The organism is Pseudundibacterium arcticum, assembly GCF_042646465.1.
GTDB lineage: Bacteria > Pseudomonadota > Gammaproteobacteria > Burkholderiales > Burkholderiaceae_D > Undibacterium_A > Undibacterium_A arcticum.
Map to the genome: position 1 here is coordinate 1 of NZ_JBHRTP010000012.1, position 21,831 is coordinate 21,831.

The window sequence follows — 21,831 nt, forward strand, 5'->3', positions numbered from 1 at the left end:
CTTCAACATAATTCTTACACCGCTTGCCGAAACTGCGCCCCTTGCTGCAAAACTGCCGATCCCAAGCGACCTTGGCGAATGCGCAGCCTTTGCAGGTCCGACTCTCGCGCTCAATGAGGATAACCAACGGATCCCGGTAATCGCCTCGACGCATGCTATGCCGCGCGGCGCAGAACAATCAAGGCTTTAATCGGCGGCCCAAATAGCGCGGATACCAACTCATCGCGATGCACATGGACCGCCACCGGCTCGCGCTTGATCACCGAGACATCGCCCTTTCGGTATTGGCGCACCGTCTGCCCCTTGATCTTGCGACTAGATATATCCATCTCCACCATGCCGGCGACTACCATGCTGCCTAACCATTTCCGGGCGACGTCAACGCTGACATCAATTTGCGGCGCTATTTCGCTGACAATCAGCCATTCGCCTGACTCGAGTAAGTCCTCGATTGCAGCCATGCCGGCGTCACGCTGTTTTGATCCGATGTTCATTTTTCCCCCAGGTCTGCAATAAATATGCAAATCGATCCTCCTTTGATTACCGCGGCGCGCTCAATGGTCAAGTAGTCAATCTGACTGTCATCAATCCATGCGCCGGCATGCGTCAAGGCGTCCAGCAAGCTTTTCAGTCTGTTGTCCAGATCCTGACGCGCGCGGGTTGCCGGCGAAATCTTCACGCCGAGCCTTACCCGCCCTGTCAGTGTCGGCAGCCCCAACGCCTTGACGATCACGGCGACTTCCTTGCGGAATGCGACGCCGGCCGGCTTGATGAACTTGCCACCGTGCGGGCGGTTGCCGTAGTAGTGGTTGATGGTCGGCGCCATTGGCAGATTGAAACTGATCATTGTTTCGCCCTCCATGTAATCCGCTTTGCCACCACATCCGCCGGCGCCGCCTCAAACTTGGCGCAATGGCGGTCATGATCCATGCTCTCAAACACAATGAAGTCGCTCGGTAGCTTGACCTGCTGTTTGCAGGGCGCTACGCCGGCAGCACTGTGTTTCGGATATGCACGAAAATCGACGTGCTGACAGTCGATACACTTCATGCTGCGGTCCCGATCCGCTTGATCGCGCCATCGGTGATCGAATCGCTGGCCAGCCGCATCTGAATCAACTGCTCGTTGGTCCCGGCCAGCAATACTTGCTTGGCCTTCGCCTCGTCACCAATCAGCATCGGCGGCTGGCTCTTGAACCCCTCCTTACCGTTGTAGGCGTTCGACATGCCGATCAGTACCGGCTGGTATTCCGGCACCTCGCCACGCAGCTTGTAGCCGCGATAGCGGGTCTGGAATTGGTTGGAAACGAACGGCCATTCGTCCTCCGTTTGCGTGCCGAACTTGATCCAGCCGCCCATGTCGGCAATCACGCGATGGATCACCGGGTCATCGAATACGACATCGGAATAGGTGCCGACCCGGCGCACCGCGCCATCGACCTTCGACCATGCCAGCGCGGCCTGGTCCGTGGTGCGCCCAGCCAGACCGCGCGTCACGTCCGCGATCTTCGGCATGAACTGGCCGCTGTCCGGGTTCTGTGTATGCTCCCACAGCGCCTTTTCGACCGCTTTCAGGTCGTACTGCTGCAGCCCTTGCCAGTACAGCGAAATGACCCCCTCCGACAACTCCTTGCCGTAGTAGTCGGCAATCCCGGTCAAGAGCGTGACGAACTTCACGAAATCAGCTTGCTTGTTCATTTTCGGCCCTCATTTTTTCGATCAGTCGTTGCGCATTGGCTGCGGTAGCTTGGCCGGCGCGACCCAGTTGCGAGACAGGCCCAGATGCCGGCGATGCCCGATTCGGCTGCAGCACCCATTCGGCCTTGAATCCGCGCCAGCCGCGCTCACAGCAGATCGTCAATGCGTCAGCAAGGCTCAGCCCTGCTTTGCCGGCTTCGCGCTGGATGCCGTCGATCGCAGTTTTCGTGACGGCTGCCCGCTGCTTGGTCCGCATGGCTTTGAAGTCAGTGACGATCTGCGGATCAATCCCGATGAACAGATCGCCGTCAGGCGGTGTAGTTGTTTTTGACTTTGTTTCTTTCTTTTCTTCTCTATTCTTCTCTTCTCTAGGTAACGCAGTGCTAACGGTGTCCTGCTCTTCCGCTAACGGTGGAAGCGTTACCTGAGCGTTAGCTTTGTGATTTGCGACACGTTTTGCAGTGAGAACGCGGCTCTTTGCCGATGCGCCGTTATGTTCATCAAAGTGGTTAATAGTGATGCCGCCTTCGGTGTCGTCAACCCAGCCGATCGCAACCAGTGCAGCCCCAATGCCACGGATACCAGTCTTGCGGTCAATAGCTCCGGTACTTAATCCAGGCATGACGCCATTTTCTGTATGCTCATCAGCAGCGGACCACAGCCAGTACAGGGCGCCGACGATTGCAGCCTCACTAGCACCAGTCTGGTCGCACAATTGCGACACCCTGGGGTCATCCCAGAGGTTGGTGCGCATCTTGATCCATTCCCCAGCCATTACTTTCCCACTCCTAAAATCGCGTCGCACTTGGCTTTTAATTCCAGCTGCGACCCATACAGCTTTTCAAATCGGCTTTTGTTCGGGTGAATGGCGACCAGGGTTTTATCGTTACCGGTGCCCTGCTGGTGACAGCCAGCGCAGAGGGGCAGAACGAGGCTGTGACAGCCCGGCTTGGTTCGGCCGTCAATGTGGTGGATCGACACGTAATTGCTCGTCTGGCGGCCCGCAATGCGGCAAGCGACGCAACCTATTTCAGATGCAAGTCGATCCCAATACATCTGCTCGTTGACAGTCACGCCCCTCTGTTTCGATTTCAATTTCACCTTACGTGCAGGTGCTGTGCGCTGGAAGCTGGATTGCGCGAGGATCCCGACGCGGGTAAAGGGCGATCTTTTCATCGGTGATCGGTTCATACCCTTACTCCCGCCAGAATCACAACCGATACGCTCGTGCCGGCGAATTCCCCTTCGAACACTTCCGACCAGGTGACGCACCAGCCTGGCAGCACGTCCTTGCCATTGAGCGAGGCAGGCAGCACAGCCACGATGCGACCACCGGACGCCACCAGTTCTGCAGCGGCCAGCAAATGCGTCAGCGCGCGGCCATCGCTGAAAGGAGGGTTCATGACGATTCGGTCGAAGCGATCGGCCGTTTTAGCGGCCCAATCGATAAAGTCGGCGCGTGCAACATCGAAGCCCTTCGCGGCGAGGATCTTGCAATGCAGTTCGCTGATCTCGATACAGCGCGTGCGCGCCATCGGCAGGAAGTCAGCAATACCACCTTGCCCTGCCGACGGCTCTAGCACGATGTCCGCGGGGCCAATGTCTGCCATTTCGACGGCGGCGCGCGCGACCAGCTCCGGTGTTGGAAAATACTGATGCGCGACTCGATCAGGAATGCAGCCCGACGCGATTATCTCGTTCATGGCCTCTTGCGGGTCATACTCGAAGTCAATGCCGCCGCACTTGCTCAACACGCCGCCGATACCGATCACGACGCGAAGCGCCTCTTCCTTGGCTACCAGGCTTTCCTTGGTTCCATAGCCGAACATGTAATTGTTCGTGCCACGCTCCCGGCGCATCTCGCGAATAATGTCGAGCACCGCAAACGGCAGCGGCCGGCCCATCATCTGGAATTCCTTGGCCTTCTTCTTCGGTTTGGTGCGGAACTCGGCAGGGATGGCACGCGGGTACATGCCGGCCAGCACCTGATTGAGCCGGTATGCCATGTCCGGATGCACTTCGAGATGCGCGGTCCCGATCTTGTAGCAGCGGATCCGCAGCGCCCCGCCATCCAGCGTCAGCCATTGGCCGGACTGCTTGCGTGCCATGCTGACAATGACGTTGGTCGCATTCCAAGCGGGTTCATCGCGCCCCATGAATTTCGCAATAACGGCACGTAGATCGTTGATCAGGCCAGCGCGCGACGTGCTGTGGTAGCCGTTCTCGGTCACGTAAGCAAGGATCATGCGCTTGCTGAACCCTTGCGGGCAGTTGGTGACGTGATCGCCAGACAAGTTGCGGAAGATGCCATCAACGCGTTCAGCGAAGAACTTTGAACGGTCGGCCAGCCAGCCATTCAGCGACGATCGCACCGTGTCTTCCGTGTATTCCGGCGTCGCCTTGTCGCTGATTGACTTGTTCCACTCGTCCCGGCGCGCCTGCGGCATGGCACTGTAGACATCGGTCAGCGCCAGCGTGTCGGACCAGTAGCGCGAATTGAGCGAGGCAATCGCGCCAGCGGGGGCAAACAGGCGCTCGACCGCTGGCATGTGTGACGCCCGGTCCCGGTTGCCGTCGATAAACCAGTTGATCGCGTTGCCCATGTCGCCCGAGGCTATCCCGGCTATGTGGTCGATGTAGCTGCGCTGCTGTTGGTACTGAGCGAGTAGCCCGTCGATCACGTCAGACGACACTGGCGCAAAGAATTCGCGGGTGTCGTCAACGATCTCCATTAATTCGCTCATAGCAACTCCAGCTGTTCAGACGCCAGCTTGTGCGGCCAGATCGTCACGCCGGAAATCGAGCATGGGCGCTTTGCTGCGTGCTCGACCGTGCCTAATTTGCGCAGCTCGAACAGGCGTGCGCTCAGGGTCGACGTCTGCAGGCCGGTCAAGATCGCCAGTTCCTGCATCGAGTAGTCTTTGTTCGGCGCCATGCAGCAAACAATCAGGGATTGCTGGTCGGAAGAAATCGTCTGGACGCGGCCATGAAAGCAGGCGATCGATGTTTCGGCGGTGGCGTGGATTCTCATGCCGGGAACTCCAGGCGCACACCGCGCGGCACAAAATCAGCCTGGATCGCTTCCGCGTATTTACTTAGCTGCTCTTTGGTCATCAAGGAAGTAACCGGCCAGCAGCGCATTGCGATCAGCTTTTGCTCGTAGCTCAGTGGCTTAATTACGGCGTCATAGGTACCGCGAAACTCGTCATCTTCGGTGCGCAAGATCGGCACACCGTGATGCAGCTTGCAATAACACTTCCAGCCGAGCGCGTTATCTTCCCGCAGCTCGCGCGCAATCTGCTCATACCAAACATGCGTAATCGCGTTCTGGGGAATGCTGCGATCCTTGCCGGCCTTGATGCTGATGCGCAGAAACTTATGCCGATTCCACAGATCGCGCAGTTCGCCAATGGCGCTTTGCAGCGATTCGGCGCTATTGGCCACCAATGCTGTCATGCTGCCACTCCAAACAGCGCCCATAGCTTTTCCGCTGGCGTCGGCTCAGGCGCCTTCACTGTCAGAATTTCGTAGACGCGGAAGTCGCGGTCAGGCCGGTGCATCGCGTGCAGTGGCATCTCGGCTTTAGCTTCATCCCTCGTTTTGAAAGTGAGTGAACAGCCGGTCCATCCATGTGGATGGTTCAAGATTTCGACCTGCCAGCCGGCTCCGTTGACGGCTCTCATGCGTCAAACTCCTCGCGCTCCGCGCATTTGACGAACTCGTCGATCCAGATATTGCGTTCGGTGCTGCCATACGGATAACGGCAGGCGCTGTCGTCCTGCTCGTTCATGTAGGCTTCGCGGGCGTGTTGCTCGATGGCGTTGCGGGATTGGATATTCATGCAGATTTCCCCATCAGTAGCGAGCGCAGCAGACGGTTTTCTTCTTCCGCTTTCAGTCGGCCTTCACGCTCAATACGGGACTGACGCTCCCATTCGGTTTCTTTTGGCGTCAGAACATAGCCACGGCGATCCGCGAGCCAGATCAACGGCGCCTCGTTGCCGCACACGTCCATGAACTTGATCAAATGGTCTTGTGGGAAATGATTGGCGCCGCTCTTGATGCGCGACCACGTGGCGGTTTCGTTGATGACGCCGCCCTTGCCGCACAGTTCTTTGTCTTCCAGTCCAGCCAGCGTTTGGCACAAAATAAGCGAGCCGGTAAGCGTCGGCTGCTTGGCAACCGTTGCCGTGTCTAACTCTTGCATCGGTGGTTTGATCGACAGTTCAAGTTGACTCATTGGAATTGATCCGTGTTGATTCATTGATAAGGACAAAATAAAGGCATGACAAATCGCCATGCCAAAAAATCACTTACTGATGTTGTCTCGGTCGTGATGGTCGCCGTGTGTTCGGATGCCGCCGTTGCGCTTGCGGGTGGCTTCTTCGATGGATTCGTGATGGGCAACTTGGTCCATGCCATACACATCGTTAAAAGTAATTGCGTGGCCGAGTTTTTCGGCATATTCGATCAGACGACGTGCAACGTCTGGTGGGACTGTCTGCCCTTTCTCGTAGTGCGACACGTTTCCCTGCGTCACCCCGATGGCATCTGCAATTGCGGCTTGTGTAACGCCTAAGCGCTCTCTGATGATTTGGAATTGGTTCATGCCAATTATATTAGTCCGACTGATTGATAAAGTCAACAGTCAGACTAATTGATATTGATTAGTTTTGCTTATATCGTGCAATCCATGCCAGCCAACCCACTAACTCCAAGCCAACGCGCCGAAGCCGCCTTACTAAAGTCAATATTTAAGGAATGGCAGAACAGGCAGCGCGATAGCGGGAACAAGGTTTCCCAAGAGACGGCAAGTGAATTGCTTGGCTTTGGGCAAAGTGCGTTGAGTCAATATTTGAACGGCAGAATCCCGCTGAATCTAGATGCGGCAACAAAAATTGCCGCCATGATCGAGTGTGCGGTGTCTGATTTCAGCGAAACCCTGGCAAAGCAGGCCGCGAAGTACGCAGCTCCGGCGACAGTCGCAGCAGTGCCGGCTGCCAGAACAAATTCAGATGATGTCGAAATACCGCAATATCTTGGAATTGGCGGGTCAATGGGACGTGGAATTGTGCTGCAAGGATTGCGTGGGGAGATTCACAGCTGGCGCGTAACGCCGGAATGGGTCAGCAAGAATGTAAGAAATCACAGTGGAGTCGAAAACCTTTGCATTGTGACCGGTTTCGGGCCGTCAATGCTCGGCATGTTCAATCCTGGCGATCCCCTACTGGTAGACCGCGGCGTTAAGAGCGTTGACACCGATGCGGTCTATTTTTTTCGCGTCGGTGAAGAGGGCTTCATAAAGAGCATTCAACGGGTGCCTGGCGTCGGGCTACGGGCGATCTCGCGCAACCCCGAGTTCGAGACATGGACAATTACGCCAGATATGGATTTTGAAGTGCTAGCCCGTGTCATCAAGGTCTGGAAAAGTGAAGACGTATTTTGAAGTCGGCGCAGCGGCACGCCAGGATGCCGAAATGGGGATGCAATCATGACAGAAGATAAAAAAACGAGCCCAACACAAGCGATCCTTGGCTTGGTCATTCTTGCCGCCGGCGTCTGGTATTTTTTTGGTGGCGGCATGGAGAAACAGGCTGACAAAGACTTGCGAGCTATCGAGAAAACCGTCGCATCTGAAGCGGTGGCCGAATACCAAATTGCTAAGCGAAACGGTTCGGCGATGGATGCGTGTGCTCAGGCTGGATTGGTCTCGGCCTCATATCTGCAGGCAAAAGATGAGGAAAATTATAAGGTCTGGAAGATCACCGAAAAATCCGATTGCAAGGCTGCTGGGGTGTCAGATTAGTAATGAAAAAGCTCATCCCGGCCCTGCTACTGGTATGCATGCTGCCAGCTCACGCCCACCAAGTCATCGGCATTGCTGACGGCGACACACTGACGCTGCTCGTGGACCGGGCCCCGCTGAAAATCAGACTGGCCGACATCGATGCGCCGGAGAAGAAACAGGCATTCGGTCAGCGCTCGAAACAGTCGCTCTCTGACCTGTGTTGGGGTAAGGATGCGAGGTACCAGGCGCAGACCATCGACAAATACGTCCGTACCGTCGCGCGAGTCACTTGCGCCGGCATTGACGCCAATCGCTCCCAAGTTGAGCGCGGCATGGCATGGGTCTATCCGAAATACAACAGGGATGCGTCATTGCCAGCGGTCGAGAATGCCGCGCGCGCCGCGCGGCGTGGTCTGTGGGCTGACAAAGAGCCTATGCCGCCGTGGGAGTTCCGGCATCCGGTCGTGACGCATGTGGCTGATGGATTCGGCTGTGTCACCGGCCCGCGCGGTGGTCGCTACCAGCTGGTCGACGGGCGCAAGCGGTATGGGTGTTGATCTTCAATAATGAATTCAAATACACAGGGGGAATCGGCTTGAATGAAGTCATCATAAAAAACGAAAAGGACGCGTTCGACTTACTCCAAAAAGCGCTCGACCAACAATTAGGTGACAAGGCTTTCACACTCAAGTTTGACCATTGGCCGCTAATCGAAATTAAACTCGAAGGCGATGGCTATGACAGCACGATCACGCCCGACATGGCAGGCGCACTGGTAGAGATACAGCATGCCATCAACCGCACTTACGCCAGAACCGTTCATCATTCCACCAATGCACGAAGCCTGACAGCAGAAGAGCGGCAAGATCTACAATTCAAGGCTAAAGTAGAGAGCGGCAGCTCGCTAATTACGGTAGACTTGGGTAAATTCGCCGAAAAACTGGCGACCTCCGTGGCGGATAAAATGACTCCAGAATTGTTAGCAATCACCATCGTCGGTGTGGCAGTCGCAGGCGCCAGCCTATTGGCCTATAAGGCCTATCTAAAGAACCGTAGCGAGGACAAAGTAATCGAACAAAAGGCGCTGACAAAGATGGCGCTCAGCCAGGAAGAAACCAAGCGTTTGGAAATATTTGCGCGTGCCCTGAAACATACCCCTGAATTGGCACATGCCCAAGCCGACTTTGATGATGCACGCAACGAAATCGTGCGCGCTACGGGTGACGCAAAAAGCCTCACCGTCAATTCAGTCGAGATGGACAACGCGACGGCCAAGGTTATTGGCATTACAAAGCGCAGCGAGGCACAGGAAGTGCAATTGAATGGGACTTACCTGATCACCGCCACCGATCTCCGGCACCCAAACGAAATCAAACTGCGAATAAAGCGCGTCAGCGACAGCAAAGAATTCATGGCCAGTTTTCTGGACCACAGCCTGCAACAGGATCAAATCAAGATGCTTCAAAGTGCAGAGTGGGACCGCCAGCCGGTTTATCTCAGCATCAATGCACACTCATTGCGCGGCGAAATCACTACCGCAACTGTCATTTCTGTTCAATTGCAGCCAGAAGCCGCCTAGATAGTTTTCTGCCTGACAAACCTGAAGCCCGCCCCGTGCGGGCTTTTTTACGTCCTCCACCCTTACGTCCTCCCCCGCACGACCTGACCGCTTCGGCGGTTTTTTTACGCCTGTTGTTTTGCTGCCGTAAAAATATTTAATTTTTTATTAGTCGGACTGTTGACTTATTAAATCAGTAGGACTAATATTACTCCATCGAATCACAAACCGCACAGGCCGCCAAATGACCAGACCAGCAACGAAAGAACTGTTCCGCGAATACCTGGCCAGCGCGTACTTGGAGCAAATGAGCTTCCAAGAGTTTCTGGCGATGCGAGGTTTGAAGTAACGATTTACCCATCGGTTCGAGGCCGCAAGCCGAGATAAAGAAGTGCTGAAGTATTCACGGTGATTCAGCAAAGTTCTATCCCGCACTGAAGGATCGCCATATGTGCCTGAGAGCGTTAGCGGGATCGAATGCAGGGCAGCGGGCCCGGTCGCTGAGTACCGGGCACCAACCGAGCAACACGTAGCGTCCGATTTCGATAACTGCGGACAGCGTTCCGAGCTAAATCGGGGGTGAGGCAAACACACCATAAACGCGCTGGCAGCCGGGAATAGACCGGCACTGAATTCCGAACGCAGCATCTTGAAAAGGACAGCAATGAACATCGAACTCACGCAAGAGCATAGCTTCACCGTCCGCGCCGGCGCCAATGCAGTGCGCGGCCTGTTCCACGTCGACAAGTGGGAGGGCTTGGATAAATATGCAGATGCCCGCGGCCAGAGCCTGATCTTGAACGGCGATGCGGTGGTCACTGGCTCCCCTGATCTGCTGTTCCAGTTGCGCAATGGTCCGATCGCTCCGGGCTTTGTTCCCGTACCTGAAACCAAGCTGCCCGGCGGCATTGTCGTCCCTGCTTTTCAGGTTGCGCAATATGTCAGCAGTGACGGCGGCGACGGAAAAGTAGAGGTCAGCGCGACCGCCAAGCCGTGGACCAAAATCAATTTTCAATCCGCCAAGCAAGCATGCACAAACGCTGGCTATTCGATGATCACCGAAACGCAATGGCTGGCGATCGCTTACAACGCGTCGCAGCAGGCCGAGAACTGGACCGAAGGCCGCGTTGGTCACGGCACCATGTTCCAAGGCATCCGCAAGGGCAACGTCAGCAGCGCGCAGCCGGGTGATTTCCAGTCGAAAGATCCCGAAGAACGCCGCTGGCTGGTCCTGTCGAACGGGTCCCGCATCTGCGACTTCAACGGGAACGTTTTCCAATGGGTATTCGATGACGTCCAAGGCGATGAACAAGGATTGATCGCCAAGACCATCACCCTCGAATCTCCGTCGCAATCGACTGCCCCCTATCCGTCCGATAAAAAAGGCCTGGGGTATCGCCCGGATAGCGCGCGCGATTGGTCTGGCCGTGCGCTCATCCGGGGCGGCTGCTGCTTCTCGGACGACTATGCCGGCGCGTTCAATCTCGGCCTCGACTGGCCCGACGACGACTACGGCAACGTTGGCTTCCGCTGCACCAAGTAGCTCGGGCCTCTGATCCCTGGTTTGTGGTCACTGCGAAGCGGTGACCACAAGGCGATTCAACCGAAGCACCGATTCCATAAGGAGCGTCCATATGAGCACTCAACTGTTGAAGCGAGCCGTCCGATTGTTTCCGCGCACCGACTACCTCGACCATTCCGCAGTTCGTCATGCGCGGCGCCAATGGTTGCGCAGCGTGACCTACCTGCGCTGCGCTGGCGATGGCAGCAAATGGGTGCTCGACCAACCGGTGGTGAGGCTGCGATGACACGCATCCAGACCTGCCGCACCGGGCGCTGGCTTGCGATCTTGCGCCGACTGCGCATCCGGATCAAACCCGGGCTACGCAGCCTTTAACCAATTTCAAACCATCACCAGGAGCATCACGTGGAAGAACAAGAAGTCATGACCATTGAAAGCGGCACGATCGCGCTGCTGAATAAGTCGGAAATCGAACAACAAGTCGCGACGGCGCACAAATTCCCGCGCTCGATCAAAAAGTTTCGCGACGAAACCATGCAGATGGTGACGTTGACCGAGAAAATTGCCGGTGAATGCATCTATTCCCTGCCCCGCGGCGGAAAGACCATTGAAGGACCGAGCGCACGCTTTGCCGAGGTGATCGCCTCCGCATGGGGCAATAGCCGTGCCGGCGCCCGCGTGGTCAGCGACCAGGGCGAGTTTGTCACTGCCCAAGGCGTTTTCCATGACCTCGAAAAGAACGTCGCCATCACCTACGAGGTGCAACGTCGCATCACGGATAAAGCCGGCCGCCGCTTTGCGACCGACATGATCGGCGTCACAGCGAACGCGGCCTGTTCCATCGCGCTGCGTAATGCCATCTTGAAAGGCGTACCGAAAGCCTTCTGGGCGGACATGTACGACGCCGCACGCGCTACTGTGATGGGCGACTTCAAAACGCTGGCGAACCGCCGTGCCGACGCGATCAAGGCATTCCAGTCCTACGGCGTGACGCAAGAACAGATATGCGCAACGCTTGGCGTGTCCGGCATCGAAGACATCGGCTTGGAAAAATTGGTGACCTTGCGCGGGATCCTGACAGCCATCAAAGACGGCGACACGACACCGGAACAGGCCTTCTCGAATGCAGATCTGCCGGCAGCAACGCCGAAAATGCCACAGTCAAAATCGGCGGCGAAAGCCAAAACAGAAGCCGCAGCAACAGATGCGCAGGAGCCAGCCGAAACAAAACCGGCAGCTGCTGCCAGCCAATCGGTACCAGCATCATCGTCGGAGCTTCTGTCCGGATCGCAGATCAACCTGATCAATTCCAAGATGGAAGCCGATGCACTTGGCTCCGCTGATCTGTTCGCGAAATTCGGTGTGAAGCTGGGCGACCTGACCCAAGACCGCTTCCAAGAAGTGTTGGACTGGATCCGGAACCCGGCCGCCTGATCATGCTGACCTTCAACGATTCCCTGCACGAATATCGCTTCAATGGCGTGATCGTGCCAGGCGTGACAACCATCCTGAAGCCGCTTGTCGACTACTCGATGGTGAATCCTGAAGTCCTGGAGCGCGGCCGCTTGCTAGGTCAGGCAGTCCACAAGATGACCGAACTCCACGATCAGGACGATCTGGACGAGGATGCGCTCGATTCTGAAATGGTGCCGTATCTCGATGCCTGGAAGAAGTTCCGCGCCGATACCGGCTTCGAGCCGGTCACGATCGAAGCGCGCATGTATCACAAGAGATACCGCTACTGCGGCACGTCCGACCGTACCGGCACAATCAAAGGGAAATTGGCGGTGGTTGACATCAAGAAGATGCTGACGCTGGGCCCGGTGATCGGCATTCAATTGGCCGCGTATCAAGCGGCGCACGTGGACGCAGGATTGGCCGTCACGCACCGCTACGCGCTTGGTCTCCGTGCCGATAGCACCTACCGCCTGGAGCCTTTTACGGAAGCAAACGACTTTGCCGTGTTCCTTTCACTTTTAACCGTACACAACTGGAAAGCCCGTCATGGAAAATAACATCATCACCATCGAAGTCCCGCCGAAAGACCTGACGGTATTCAAAAAGTCGACTTCGTTTCTCGCGGTCGCCAATGCGTATGTCGTTGACAGTATTGAAATGCACGGCGCCGCAGCCGATGACCTGAAAAGCGTCAAGGCTCTGCAAAAGCGCATCGAAGATCAACGCACCGAGCAAGTCGGCCCATTGAATAACGAGGTCAAGCGTATCAATAACGAATACCGCGAGCCGGCGCAATGGCTGGCCGATGCGGAATCCGTCTTGAAATCCAAGATGTTGACATTCCAACAGGAAGAGCAGCGCAAGGCCGCCGAGCTGCAGCGCATTGCTGACGAAACTGCCCGTAAGGAGCGCCAGCGTATCGAGGCAGAAGCCCGCGCTGCACAGGAAGAGATTGACCGCCAGGCGCGTGAAGTCGCCGCACAACAGGCTAAGGCTGAGCAAGAGCGTCGCGATGCTGAAGCCGCGAAAGCTCAAGCAGAAGCCGATGCCAAAGCCGCAGCAGAAGCAGGCGACAAAGCCGCAGCCAAGAAAGCCCAAGCCGCGATCGATGCAGCGAATAAGGCAGAGGCCGATGCCGCAGCAGCAAAACAAGCTGCCGAGCAAGCCCAAGTCGATGCCGAAGCCAACGCGGCGCAGTCCTATGAAAACATCGCCGCGCTGGAACTGTCCGCCGTCGTCATGACCGCACCAGCCGTACAAACGATGTCCAAGGTATCGGGTATCTCGACCTCGAAAACGTGGAAAGCGCGGATCACCGACAAAGCCGCGTTGCTGGCCTTCATCGCCACGCATCCAGAATGCCTGGACTGGGTCGACGTGAAAATGACGCCGCTCAATGGCATGGCCAAGGCGCTCAAGAACAACATGAATATTCCCGGCGTGGAAGCCTATGCCGAAGAAACGATGTCAGCACGCGCCGCATAGCGCGCGCCAATCTCGCCCGCGCAGCTTAATCATCTCACCACCAAAGGAAACGCCATGTCTACCGAAATCAACGCACGTCCTGTCATCGCAATGGATGCCGTTGAATCCTCCGAGATCGCGGCCATCGGCCACGACAGCGAAACCAACACGCTGGCCATCCAGTTCCCGTCTAAGTCCGGCCCCGGCAGCGTCTACCACTACGCAAATTTCGATGCCGAGGCCTTCGCGGCTTTCAAGAACGCCGACTCCATCGGCTCCCACTTCGGCAAAGTGATCAAGCCGCATCCCGATCGCCACCCTTACGTGAAGGTGTCGTAGCGCGCAGTACTTCCGAGGCCGCCCGGAGCCGTACACCTTGCGATAGCGAGGTAATCCGGGCTGAATTCAATACACGCCACATGCACCATCCACCAGGATAACCAATGAACGCATCTACCACACCCGAACAAATGGCAATCGCTGGAACTGAAGACAGTGCACCAAGCGAAGAAAATCATTTGATTGCCCGGATCAGCGCGGTTGCCGTGAAACTTGTGTTCCCGTTCGTCGCGCAACAGGACATCCGTTATTACCTAAACGGCATCAATATCCGCCCACTGGAAGACGGCACTGTGATGGTCGTTGCCACGGATGGGCATCGCTATATCGTCGTACGTGACCCTCATGGCTTCGCTGAAAAAGAAATCACTGTCGCGATCAGCAAGGATGCATTGAAGCACGCCACGAATGCCAAGCACACGCTGGACGTGATGTCGAACGGCAATGCAATGCTGTCAGGCGAGGTAGCGCAACCGCTTTTCATCCAACCCGGGAATTCATTGATCGAGTGCGCATTTCCGCGCATTGAGCGCGTGGCCAGCACCATCGGCTACAAGGAGGGTATTTCAGGTGCAGTCAACCCGCGCTACCTGCATGACGCACTTGCCATCGGTAAGAGTTTCGGTGAATCAATCCGCTTTTTCACGCGCGATAGCGACAGTCCGCTGACTTTCGTATTGGGCGGCATCGGCGAACTGGAATGCTTCGGCGGAATCATGAAAATGCGCGAGAGCTTTGAAGCGCTGCCGACATGGTTCCCACTGCCCGGCGCAGTTGAAACGCTGGACGATATTTAACAGCCGCATTTCGATTTATCTGCATCACCCACCAAGGAGAATCATGAATACAGCCACAACAGCAGAAACCGTAGCAGTCGCAGCGGTCGAGCAATCCCTTTTTGTTACGGTACCGGATGTCACTCTGCCTAACGGCGTGACTGTTCCATCATTCCAAGTCGGCCAATACCTGTGCACTGAGGATGAAAACAACCAGGCGGCGGTATCTGCCACTGGCGTGCCATGGGTAGAAATCAACTATCACGATGCAAAGTCTGCGTGCGAAGCCGCCGGGTTCAAGCTGATCACCGAACTGCAATACCTCGCAATCGCGCATGACATCGCCAACCAAGACATCAACTGGACCGGCGGCAAGGTCGGCGAAGGCGCTCTTTTCCAGGGCCTGCGCAACGATACGGTCGACGAAGCTCAGCCGGGCAATTTCGAACCCGAGGATCCGGATGAGCGCCGCTGGTTCGAGCTGTCGAACGGCGAACGCATTTACGACATCTCCGGCAATGCATTCTCCTGGGTATTCGACAACGTCCAAGGCGACGATGGCGGCTTGGTTGCCAAGCCATTCGCCGCGGACTCCGCATCGATCGCCACTGCGCCCTTCCCCTCTATGGAGAAGGGTACCGGCTGGCGCCCTGACGCTGGTCGTGATTGGTCTGGCCGTGCGCTCGTCCGGGGCGGCTGCTGGGGCTCGGACGACCGTGCCGGCGCGTTCGTTCTCGGCTACGGCTGGCCCGGCTGCGACGACGGCTACGTTGGCTTCCGCTGCACCAAACCTAGTTCGGGTCTCTGATCTCTGGTCACCGGTCGCCGCGTAAGCGGTGGCCTTCCACAACAAAAATGAAAATTTAATCATGCAACGAGTAGACACGCAGCATCCAACCGATGACGAGCTGATCCAATTCTCGATCACCGCGTTCAAAGGTGTCGACGTCGGCCTCGGCAAAGCGGATCCGCTCGCCATCGTCGCCAAGACGCTGGAAGCGCAATACCCCGGGCATCTGATCCTGATCCAGGCGGGCAAGTTCCTCCATGGCTTTGACAAGACAGCCCACGCGCTGAGCACTCTCAAAAACTACCAGCTCAAGCTGCTCGGTACCGCTGAAGATCCGCACCTGCGTGTCGGCTTTCCTGCTGGAAATTTCAAGCGTCGGCTGTGGTCGATGACCGAGGAATTCGGTATCCCTTACGTCGTGGCGCTCGGCACCCAGGCAGCCGGCCACACGGTGTACGTCTCCGAGCAGGCCACCGACAAGTCATCGGTGCTCGCGGCCGTTACGGACGAGATCGTTCAGCAGGTTGTCAACGATCTGCGCCAGCGCGGCCAGGTCAATCAGGCCGCCGCCAAGCACATCCTGGCAAACCCTGACACGTCCGGATTCAAACTCAAGTCGCAAGCGCAGGATCTCGACATGCAGCTGCTGCAGGACATCATCAAGATGCCGCGCGATCTGCGCGTTAGCTATGGCGAGAATGTCCGTGTTTGCATGGGTCGCATCATGCACGGCATCTTTTCGTATGGTACCGAAGACAATAAACCCGCCCTGCTCCGACTGATTTCCGCTGATGTCGACCTGCTCAAGCACTATCTTTCACAGGCTCCAAGGTTAAGCAATCTCAAATTCGCATTTGAGCATCGAGTTGGCTTAGCCGTTGAGCTTGGCAGGCTCCTGGGCGGCTTAATCCGCTCCGTAGGAGTACGACCATGATCAACGAAGGGGGCTTTCTGGAAAGTCTGGCAATGCGCTCATCCGGGGCAGCTACTGGAACTCGGACGACAATGCCGGCGCGTTCAATCTCAACAACGACTGGCCCGACAACGACAACGACAACGTTGGCTTCCGCTGACCCAAAAATTACATGCTTAGACATCGAGCTTGCTCATGGAAAGTCTATTCTTGGTCGAGAGTCTCCTGGGGAAATAACCCCGAAAGCACGGCAACAAGCCAAACCGAAAACCGCTGCGGGGCTTACGAGCGCCGCGGCGGAACGCGGTAACGACAAACCCCCGTCAGATTTTAAGCAACTGACCGGCCTGTCGAACTTGTACCACTGCTGGCTGAATGCGAAGAGAAATAAATCAAAGCGCCTGCGCGTCCAGCAATTTGGCGAAGATCCGCTGCGTTACCTGACGATCATTCAGGAGCGCTTGCAAAGCCGGTCCTACAGCTTCGGACCCTACAAGTCATTCACGGTGCGCGAGAAGAAGTTTCGCCACGTCGTCGATGCGCCGATGAAGGATCGTGTTGTCCACTGGATGCTGTATGACTACATGCTGCCAATCTGGCAGCCACGCTTCATCCATGACACCTACGGCAATCTGCCAGGACGCGGCACCCATGCTGCTGTGCGACGCCTGGCTGAGTTTTGCCGAGCTCCGTCCAGCAAGTGGGTGCTGCAACTCGACATTTCCAAGTATTTCTATTCGGTCAACCACGACATCCTGAAATCGCGGGTGTCGCGCTACATCGGCGATAACGACCTTCGCCAGCTGCTGATCGCCCTGGTCGACTCGTTCCGAACTGATGGCCAGTACGACGATCTGTTTCCGCCTGACAGCATGTATCGGCAGACTGCAACCAAGGGCATGCCGATCGGCAATCTGTCCAGCCAGCTGTTCGCGAACATCTTCCTGAACGACTTCGATCACTGGATCAAACAAACCCTGCGCATCAAGAAATACATCCGCTACGTGGATGACATGGTGATTCTGGGTGAAACGCCTGAAGCGCTCCAGGCGATATGCAGTCAGATCGTCCAGAAGCTGGCGCTCGACGGCCTGACGATCCACCCAAAGAAGATTCGCCTGGCACCGACGTCGGCCGGCGTGCCGTTCTTGGGTTACGTCGCGTGGCCGGCGCACATATCAGCCGGTAAATATGTACGCGGCCGCTACCTGCACCGCCTCCGACAGCATGAATGCGGCGGATTCGACAGAACGGAAACCCTTGAATCTTATCTGGCAATTTTTAGCCACACCGGATCAACCCTTCAAAGGAAAGCTGCATGAACGCAATCGACCTCTTCGCCGGCGCCGGCGGCTTCTCAACAGGCGCGCAGATGGCCGGCTGCAATGTCGTGTGGGCGGCGAACCACTGGCAGCAAGCAGTAGACACGCACGCGGCCAATCATCCGGACGCGCAGCACGTATGTCAGGACTTGCATCAGGCAAACTGGGAAAACGTGCCGGCGCATGATCTGCTGCTCGCCTCCCCGTGCTGCCAAGGGCACAGCAAGGCCCGCGGCAAGTTGTCCGGCAATCCACAGCATGACGCCAGCCGATCGACTGCGTGGGCTGTCGTATCGGCGGCGGAATACCATCGGCCGCAGTTCGCCGTGATTGAGAACGTTCCGGAATTCGTGCAATGGTCGCTCTATCCGGCGTGGCGCATGGCCATGGAAGCGCTTGGCTACTGTGTGGCGCCGCACATCATCGACGCCGCAGATCATGGCGTCCCGCAGCACCGTGAGCGGCTGTTCATCGTGGCGACGCGCAGCAAACACCCGCTGATGCTTCAATTCCCGCTCCGGGACCGTGTGCCGGCCAGTTCGTTTATCGATTTCGATGCGGGTAAGTGGCAGCCAATCGAGAAGGCGGGACGCGCGGAGAACACGCTGGCGCGCATTGCTGAGGGGCGCCGGATCCACGGTCATCGATTCATTTCCAGCTACTACGGCAACGAGCGTGGCGGGCGGTCCTTGAATCGCCCGGTCGGTACCGTCACGACGCGCGACCGGCACGCGATCATTGACGGCGACCGAATGCGCATGTTCTCAGCACAGGAATGCCGGGCGGCGATGGGCTTCCCCACTGACTACCAACTTCCAGCGCAGCACCGTCTCGCGGTGCACATGCTCGGCAACGCCGTCTGCCCGCCTGTTGCGCGGGACGTTATCAACGCACTCAAGGAAGCCGCATGACCGACCTCATTTCCCCGGAAAAAGAGCGCCCAATCCTGTTTCAGGGCGCCATGGTGCGCGCCTTGCTGGATGGCAGCAAGACGCAGACGCGGCGGATCGTGAAGCCGCGGCCGATTGAGAAAGAAGGAATGAACTGCCAGCGGCTGCAATTTCTTAACCGGAAAGACGACCTTGTAATGGATACATGGGTCGGCGACGAAATGGCGCGAATCATGTGCCCCCACGGTCAGCCAGGCGACCGGCTGTGGGTGCGGGAGACACATGCCAAGATCTGGCCTGGCGAGTACGCGCCAGATGACGAGCAAGGCATCACTATCGAGTATCGCGCCGACACCAACGGGCAGTGCTTGCCCGGCGATTGGCCGGATGGCTCGCAAGGCGATGATGTGCCGAAATGGATACCAAGCATTCACATGCGCCGGAAATATAGCCGCATCAATCTGGAAATCGTCTCGGTGCGCGTAGAACGGCTGCAGGACATCAGCGAGGCCGATGCACTGGCCGAGGGCATCCCGGAAGAAGGAGAAGTTTGTTCTCGATGCGGAAGTGCCGGCGCCTATATGGAAGGTGGTGATGTCGTTATGTGTGAAGCTCCACGATGCGGCGATGGAGCGGTCGATGACTACCGCCATTTATGGGAATCCATCAACGGCGCCGGATCGTGGGCTGAAAATCCGTGGGTGTGGGTCGTCGAATTTAGAAAGTTGCCGTAATATGTTCCTCACACCCGACGAAATCAAAGAACTCACCAAGCGCACGCGGTATGGTGCGCAGGCTGAAATGCTGCAGGTGCTGGGCATCGTGCACAAGATTCGCAACGACGGCAGCCTGATCGTCCTGCGCACCCACGTCGAGCAGCAGCTGGGCGCTACCGTCACTGTAAAAGCTGCAAAGAAGTCGGCCGGCCCGAACTGGGATGCCGCCGTATCAGTAGGAACACGTCATGCCAAAGCCGCGTAACAAAGAAAATAAAGGCCTGCCGAAGCGCTGGCAGCATACGCACGGCGCCTACTACTATCAGGTGCCGCCAGGCCTTGAGGCCGGCTGGGATGGCAAGAAAAAATTCCGGCTCGGCGCATCGCTGCCCGAGGCCTACAAGGTATGGGCGTCGCGGATGGAATGCCCGGTTAAGTCGAACACGGTCGCCGAACTGCTCGACCGCTATGCGATTGAAGTCGTGCCGACGAAAGCGGCCCGCACCCAAGTGGAGAACAACCGGGCAATCGCGAACCTGCGCGCCACGTTTGGAAATGAGGCGCTGGCCGACATCAAACCGCAGATGGTCTACATGTATGTCGACAAGCGCAAAGATACGAAGGTCGCCGCGCACCGTGCCGTCGATGTGCTGTCGCACGCCTTCACCAAGGCCGTCGAGTGGGGCTACATCGATCGGCACCCGTTCAAGGGCGAGGTGCGACTGGAAGGTGAACCGCCGCGCACCAGGTACATCGAGGACTGGGAGCTGATCGAATGCCTAGCGCTATCGACCAAGCGCAAGAAGGGAAGTATCTTGATGCTTCAGGCGTACATGCGTTTGAAGTTACTCACTGGCCTGCGCCGCGGCGATCTATTGCGTCTGACAGAATCCGATTTGCGCGACGACGGTATCCACGTCACTCCGCACAAGACGAGCCATAGCACCGGCAAAAAGATCATCATCGAATGGTCAGAAGAAGTACGCGCGGCCGTCAATTCGGCAAAGGCGGTTCGACCCGTGAACATAGCGCCCTGGTTGTTCTGCACGCGCAAAGGAACCGGGTATATCAACGAGGCCAAGGGTACGGCCAGCGGGTGGGATTCAGTGTGGCAGCGCTTCATGGTCCGCGTGCTGGAAGAGACGAAGGTGGTCGAGGTATTTACGGAGCACGATCTACGCGCGAAGTGCGCGAGCGATGCAGAGACTTTGGAGCACGCCCGATCGTTGCTGGCGCATGCCGATAGCCGGGTGACCGATCGCATTTACCGGCGCAAACCCGAACGTGTAAAGCCCCTTCGGTGAAATCGAATAGCACAGTGCTAAATCTATAGCACAGCAGTTAGTATCTACTCTTGTGAAAGCCTTACGGGGTGGTCTGTCCAGCAGGAATCGAACCTGCGACCCTCAGCTTAGAAGGCTGATGCTCTATCCAACTGAGCTATGGACAGTCAGAAGATCTAAGGTAACAGAATATTTCGGTGCAGAATATTGTTCCGGAAATGAAAGCGGGCTGTCATAGACAGCCCGCTCTTTAAAACTTGGTCGGAGTACAAGGATTCGAACCTTGGACCCCCTGGTCCCAAACCAGGTGCGCTACCGGGCTGCGCTACACTCCGAAGAACAGAATCATAGCGCAGTTCAATATTTCGGTCAACGGGTTTAGTGAAATTACCTGCAAAAATATTGCCGGCACTCACAAAATTACCGGACGAAATCAGATCGGATTCCATGCATCGGTTGAAGCCGACCCCCAGCATATCGTACCCAAAACCGTGGTCGCGCAATGGGCTACGATGCGATCGTCATCGTTATCGCGCACCGCGTCACGACTCCGCTTCCGGGGCAAACATATAACCGACGCCGCGCACCGTTTTCACGTAATCGGCGGCGGCACCAAGAGATTTGCGCAGACGCATGATATGGACGTCGATCGTTCGCTCCTCGATGAACGCGTGATCGCCCCAGACCTTGTCGAGCAACTGCGCACGCGAAAAAGGTCGGGCCGGATGCGCCATCAAAAAGCGCAACAACTTGAACTCGGCCTGATCCAGTTCGACATGCCGTCCGCTCACGCTGACCTGATTGCGCTCGCCATCGAGCATCACGACGCCAATCGTCTGCGCACCCTGCCCCAACTCCGGCACCTTGCGTCGAAGCAGTGCCTGAATCCTCGCGATCAATTCCTTCGGTGAAAACGGCTTGGTAATGTAGTCGTCGGCACCGGCGTTCAGGCCCTTGACCTTGTCCTCTTCCGTTCCTTTCGCGGTCAGCATGATCACCGGCAGCTCGGCGGTACGCGACGCATTCCGCCATTCCCGCAATAGCGACAAACCGGGTGCATCCGGCAACATCCAGTCCAGCAAAATGGCTTGCGGCAGAATCCCTGCGACCGATCGCCGTGCGTCTTCTGCGTTGTACACGATCTCCGGCACAAAGCCGGCGTCGTTCAGCGTAAATCGCAACAACTCGGCGATGCCGTGCTCATCTTCGACGATCAAAATGTGGGACATTGTAAATATCGTATCGTGTATGGTGCGTGCCGGCCGCAGCTTGACCGGCCCCGATCATGATCGCCGACGCCGGACCAATGACAAGGA

Annotated in this window: 32 protein-coding genes and 2 tRNA genes; 19 read left to right on the plus strand and 15 right to left on the minus strand. The window is 57.0% G+C overall.

What is annotated here, in order from left to right; translation table 11 throughout:
• Positions 1-190, plus strand: a 190-nt coding sequence (locus ACFOFO_RS05245) for a hypothetical protein (protein WP_390331033.1), incomplete at its 5' end; no start/stop codon positions are given.
• Here ACFOFO_RS05245 and ACFOFO_RS05250 read toward each other — a convergent pair.
• The 12 genes from ACFOFO_RS05250 to ACFOFO_RS05305 form a co-directional block, all read right to left on the minus strand.
• Positions 156-494: a hypothetical protein gene (locus tag ACFOFO_RS05250; RefSeq protein ID WP_390323647.1), complete on the minus strand. Its 339-nt coding sequence runs from the start codon at positions 492-494 to the stop codon at positions 156-158. The two genes, ACFOFO_RS05245 and ACFOFO_RS05250, sit on opposite strands and share 35 nt — an antisense overlap.
• Entirely contained in the window at positions 491-847 is a 357-nt protein-coding gene (locus tag ACFOFO_RS05255) for a RusA family crossover junction endodeoxyribonuclease (RefSeq protein WP_390331035.1), read from the minus strand. Before ACFOFO_RS05255 ends, ACFOFO_RS05250 begins: the two co-directional genes overlap by 4 nt.
• Before the next feature lie 199 nt (positions 848-1,046).
• Positions 1,047-1,697, minus strand: a complete 651-nt coding sequence (locus ACFOFO_RS05260) for a DUF6475 domain-containing protein (RefSeq protein ID WP_390323644.1) — start codon at positions 1,695-1,697, stop codon at positions 1,047-1,049.
• Positions 1,681-2,472 carry a hypothetical protein gene (locus ACFOFO_RS05265; RefSeq protein WP_390331037.1) on the minus strand — a complete coding sequence of 264 codons (792 nt, stop codon included), beginning with the start codon at positions 2,470-2,472 and terminating at the stop codon, positions 1,681-1,683. The genes ACFOFO_RS05260 and ACFOFO_RS05265 overlap by 17 nt, the downstream gene beginning before the upstream one ends.
• Positions 2,472-2,888 carry a Ref family recombination enhancement nuclease gene (locus ACFOFO_RS05270; protein ID WP_390323641.1) on the minus strand — a complete coding sequence of 139 codons (417 nt, stop codon included), beginning with the start codon at positions 2,886-2,888 and terminating at the stop codon, positions 2,472-2,474. Before ACFOFO_RS05270 ends, ACFOFO_RS05265 begins: the two co-directional genes overlap by 1 nt.
• Positions 2,885-4,441 (minus strand): DUF4942 domain-containing protein, encoded by a 1,557-nt coding sequence (locus ACFOFO_RS05275; RefSeq protein ID WP_390323640.1) that lies wholly within the window; start codon positions 4,439-4,441, stop codon positions 2,885-2,887. The genes ACFOFO_RS05270 and ACFOFO_RS05275 overlap by 4 nt, the downstream gene beginning before the upstream one ends.
• Positions 4,438-4,728 (minus strand): hypothetical protein, encoded by a 291-nt coding sequence (locus ACFOFO_RS05280; RefSeq protein WP_390323638.1) that lies wholly within the window; start codon positions 4,726-4,728, stop codon positions 4,438-4,440. Before ACFOFO_RS05280 ends, ACFOFO_RS05275 begins: the two co-directional genes overlap by 4 nt.
• Positions 4,725-5,153 carry a NinB/YbcN family protein gene (locus tag ACFOFO_RS05285; RefSeq protein ID WP_390323637.1) on the minus strand — a complete coding sequence of 143 codons (429 nt, stop codon included), beginning with the start codon at positions 5,151-5,153 and terminating at the stop codon, positions 4,725-4,727. Before ACFOFO_RS05285 ends, ACFOFO_RS05280 begins: the two co-directional genes overlap by 4 nt.
• Complete coding sequence (locus ACFOFO_RS05290) at positions 5,150-5,380, minus strand: hypothetical protein (protein WP_390323635.1); 231 nt, start codon at positions 5,378-5,380, stop codon at positions 5,150-5,152. The genes ACFOFO_RS05285 and ACFOFO_RS05290 overlap by 4 nt, the downstream gene beginning before the upstream one ends.
• On the minus strand, positions 5,377-5,538 hold the full coding sequence (locus ACFOFO_RS05295; RefSeq protein WP_390323634.1) for a hypothetical protein: 162 nt from the start codon (positions 5,536-5,538) through the stop codon (positions 5,377-5,379). The genes ACFOFO_RS05290 and ACFOFO_RS05295 overlap by 4 nt, the downstream gene beginning before the upstream one ends.
• On the minus strand, positions 5,535-5,996 hold the full coding sequence (locus tag ACFOFO_RS05300) for a hypothetical protein (RefSeq protein ID WP_390323632.1): 462 nt from the start codon (positions 5,994-5,996) through the stop codon (positions 5,535-5,537). Before ACFOFO_RS05300 ends, ACFOFO_RS05295 begins: the two co-directional genes overlap by 4 nt.
• A 9-nt stretch (positions 5,997-6,005) precedes the next feature.
• A complete protein-coding gene (locus ACFOFO_RS05305) occupies positions 6,006-6,305 on the minus strand; it encodes a helix-turn-helix domain-containing protein (protein ID WP_390331039.1) in 300 nt (99 codons plus the stop codon).
• Positions 6,306-6,353: 48 nt separating this feature from the next.
• On the opposite strand from ACFOFO_RS05305, the gene ACFOFO_RS05310 reads away from it, so the two are divergent.
• The 18 genes from ACFOFO_RS05310 to ACFOFO_RS05395 all read left to right on the plus strand — a co-directional run bounded on the left by ACFOFO_RS05310 (position 6,354) and on the right by ACFOFO_RS05395 (position 20,536).
• Complete coding sequence (locus ACFOFO_RS05310) at positions 6,354-7,142, plus strand: LexA family transcriptional regulator (RefSeq protein WP_390331041.1); 789 nt, start codon at positions 6,354-6,356, stop codon at positions 7,140-7,142.
• Between the two features lie 45 nt (positions 7,143-7,187).
• Positions 7,188-7,502, plus strand: a complete 315-nt coding sequence (locus tag ACFOFO_RS05315) for a hypothetical protein (protein WP_390323626.1) — start codon at positions 7,188-7,190, stop codon at positions 7,500-7,502.
• Between the two features lie 2 nt (positions 7,503-7,504).
• Positions 7,505-8,041, plus strand: coding sequence for a thermonuclease family protein (locus tag ACFOFO_RS05320; RefSeq protein WP_390331042.1), 537 nt, complete (start codon positions 7,505-7,507; stop codon positions 8,039-8,041).
• 38 nt (positions 8,042-8,079) lie between these two features.
• Entirely contained in the window at positions 8,080-9,063 is a 984-nt protein-coding gene (locus ACFOFO_RS05325) for a hypothetical protein (RefSeq protein WP_390331043.1), read from the plus strand.
• A 643-nt stretch (positions 9,064-9,706) separates the two neighbouring features.
• Positions 9,707-10,585, plus strand: a complete 879-nt coding sequence (locus ACFOFO_RS05330; protein WP_390323621.1) for an SUMF1/EgtB/PvdO family nonheme iron enzyme — start codon at positions 9,707-9,709, stop codon at positions 10,583-10,585.
• A gap of 91 nt (positions 10,586-10,676) precedes the next feature.
• Complete coding sequence (locus ACFOFO_RS05335; RefSeq protein WP_390323620.1) at positions 10,677-10,850, plus strand: hypothetical protein; 174 nt, start codon at positions 10,677-10,679, stop codon at positions 10,848-10,850.
• Between the two features lie 119 nt (positions 10,851-10,969).
• A complete protein-coding gene (locus ACFOFO_RS05340) occupies positions 10,970-11,998 on the plus strand; it encodes a hypothetical protein (protein ID WP_390331044.1) in 1,029 nt (342 codons plus the stop codon).
• A gap of 2 nt (positions 11,999-12,000) precedes the next feature.
• Positions 12,001-12,579, plus strand: coding sequence for a hypothetical protein (locus ACFOFO_RS05345; protein ID WP_390323615.1), 579 nt, complete (start codon positions 12,001-12,003; stop codon positions 12,577-12,579).
• Positions 12,569-13,507, plus strand: a complete 939-nt coding sequence (locus ACFOFO_RS05350; protein ID WP_390331045.1) for a hypothetical protein — start codon at positions 12,569-12,571, stop codon at positions 13,505-13,507. The genes ACFOFO_RS05345 and ACFOFO_RS05350 overlap by 11 nt, the downstream gene beginning before the upstream one ends.
• A 54-nt stretch (positions 13,508-13,561) precedes the next feature.
• Positions 13,562-13,825 carry a KTSC domain-containing protein gene (locus ACFOFO_RS05355; RefSeq protein ID WP_390323610.1) on the plus strand — a complete coding sequence of 88 codons (264 nt, stop codon included), beginning with the start codon at positions 13,562-13,564 and terminating at the stop codon, positions 13,823-13,825.
• A 104-nt stretch (positions 13,826-13,929) separates the two neighbouring features.
• Positions 13,930-14,622, plus strand: coding sequence for a hypothetical protein (locus ACFOFO_RS05360; protein WP_390323609.1), 693 nt, complete (start codon positions 13,930-13,932; stop codon positions 14,620-14,622).
• Positions 14,623-14,665: 43 nt separating this feature from the next.
• The gene (locus ACFOFO_RS05365) at positions 14,666-15,409 is read left to right on the plus strand and encodes an SUMF1/EgtB/PvdO family nonheme iron enzyme (RefSeq protein ID WP_390331046.1); all 744 of its coding nucleotides are present in this window, start codon (positions 14,666-14,668) and stop codon (positions 15,407-15,409) included.
• A gap of 61 nt (positions 15,410-15,470) precedes the next feature.
• A complete protein-coding gene (locus ACFOFO_RS05370; RefSeq protein WP_390331048.1) occupies positions 15,471-16,325 on the plus strand; it encodes a four helix bundle protein in 855 nt (284 codons plus the stop codon).
• On the plus strand, positions 16,322-17,626 hold the full coding sequence (locus ACFOFO_RS05375; RefSeq protein ID WP_390331049.1) for a reverse transcriptase domain-containing protein: 1,305 nt from the start codon (positions 16,322-16,324) through the stop codon (positions 17,624-17,626). Before ACFOFO_RS05370 ends, ACFOFO_RS05375 begins: the two co-directional genes overlap by 4 nt.
• Positions 17,623-18,537, plus strand: a complete 915-nt coding sequence (locus tag ACFOFO_RS05380; RefSeq protein ID WP_390331051.1) for a DNA cytosine methyltransferase — start codon at positions 17,623-17,625, stop codon at positions 18,535-18,537. Before ACFOFO_RS05375 ends, ACFOFO_RS05380 begins: the two co-directional genes overlap by 4 nt.
• Positions 18,534-19,250 carry a hypothetical protein gene (locus ACFOFO_RS05385; RefSeq protein ID WP_390323597.1) on the plus strand — a complete coding sequence of 239 codons (717 nt, stop codon included), beginning with the start codon at positions 18,534-18,536 and terminating at the stop codon, positions 19,248-19,250. Before ACFOFO_RS05380 ends, ACFOFO_RS05385 begins: the two co-directional genes overlap by 4 nt.
• A 1-nt stretch (position 19,251) precedes the next feature.
• The gene (locus ACFOFO_RS05390) at positions 19,252-19,497 is read left to right on the plus strand and encodes a DUF4224 domain-containing protein (RefSeq protein WP_390323595.1); all 246 of its coding nucleotides are present in this window, start codon (positions 19,252-19,254) and stop codon (positions 19,495-19,497) included.
• Positions 19,481-20,536 (plus strand): tyrosine-type recombinase/integrase, encoded by a 1,056-nt coding sequence (locus ACFOFO_RS05395; protein ID WP_390323593.1) that lies wholly within the window; start codon positions 19,481-19,483, stop codon positions 20,534-20,536. Before ACFOFO_RS05390 ends, ACFOFO_RS05395 begins: the two co-directional genes overlap by 17 nt.
• 69 nt (positions 20,537-20,605) lie before the next feature.
• On the opposite strand, the gene ACFOFO_RS05400 is transcribed toward ACFOFO_RS05395, so the two are convergent.
• The 3 genes from ACFOFO_RS05400 to ACFOFO_RS05410 form a co-directional block, all read right to left on the minus strand.
• Positions 20,606-20,682, minus strand: a tRNA-Arg gene (locus tag ACFOFO_RS05400).
• A gap of 91 nt (positions 20,683-20,773) precedes the next feature.
• Positions 20,774-20,850 (minus strand) — tRNA-Pro (locus tag ACFOFO_RS05405).
• Between the two features lie 207 nt (positions 20,851-21,057).
• Positions 21,058-21,744, minus strand: coding sequence for a winged helix-turn-helix domain-containing protein (locus tag ACFOFO_RS05410; protein ID WP_390331053.1), 687 nt, complete (start codon positions 21,742-21,744; stop codon positions 21,058-21,060).
• Between the last annotated feature and the right edge of the window lie 87 nt (positions 21,745-21,831).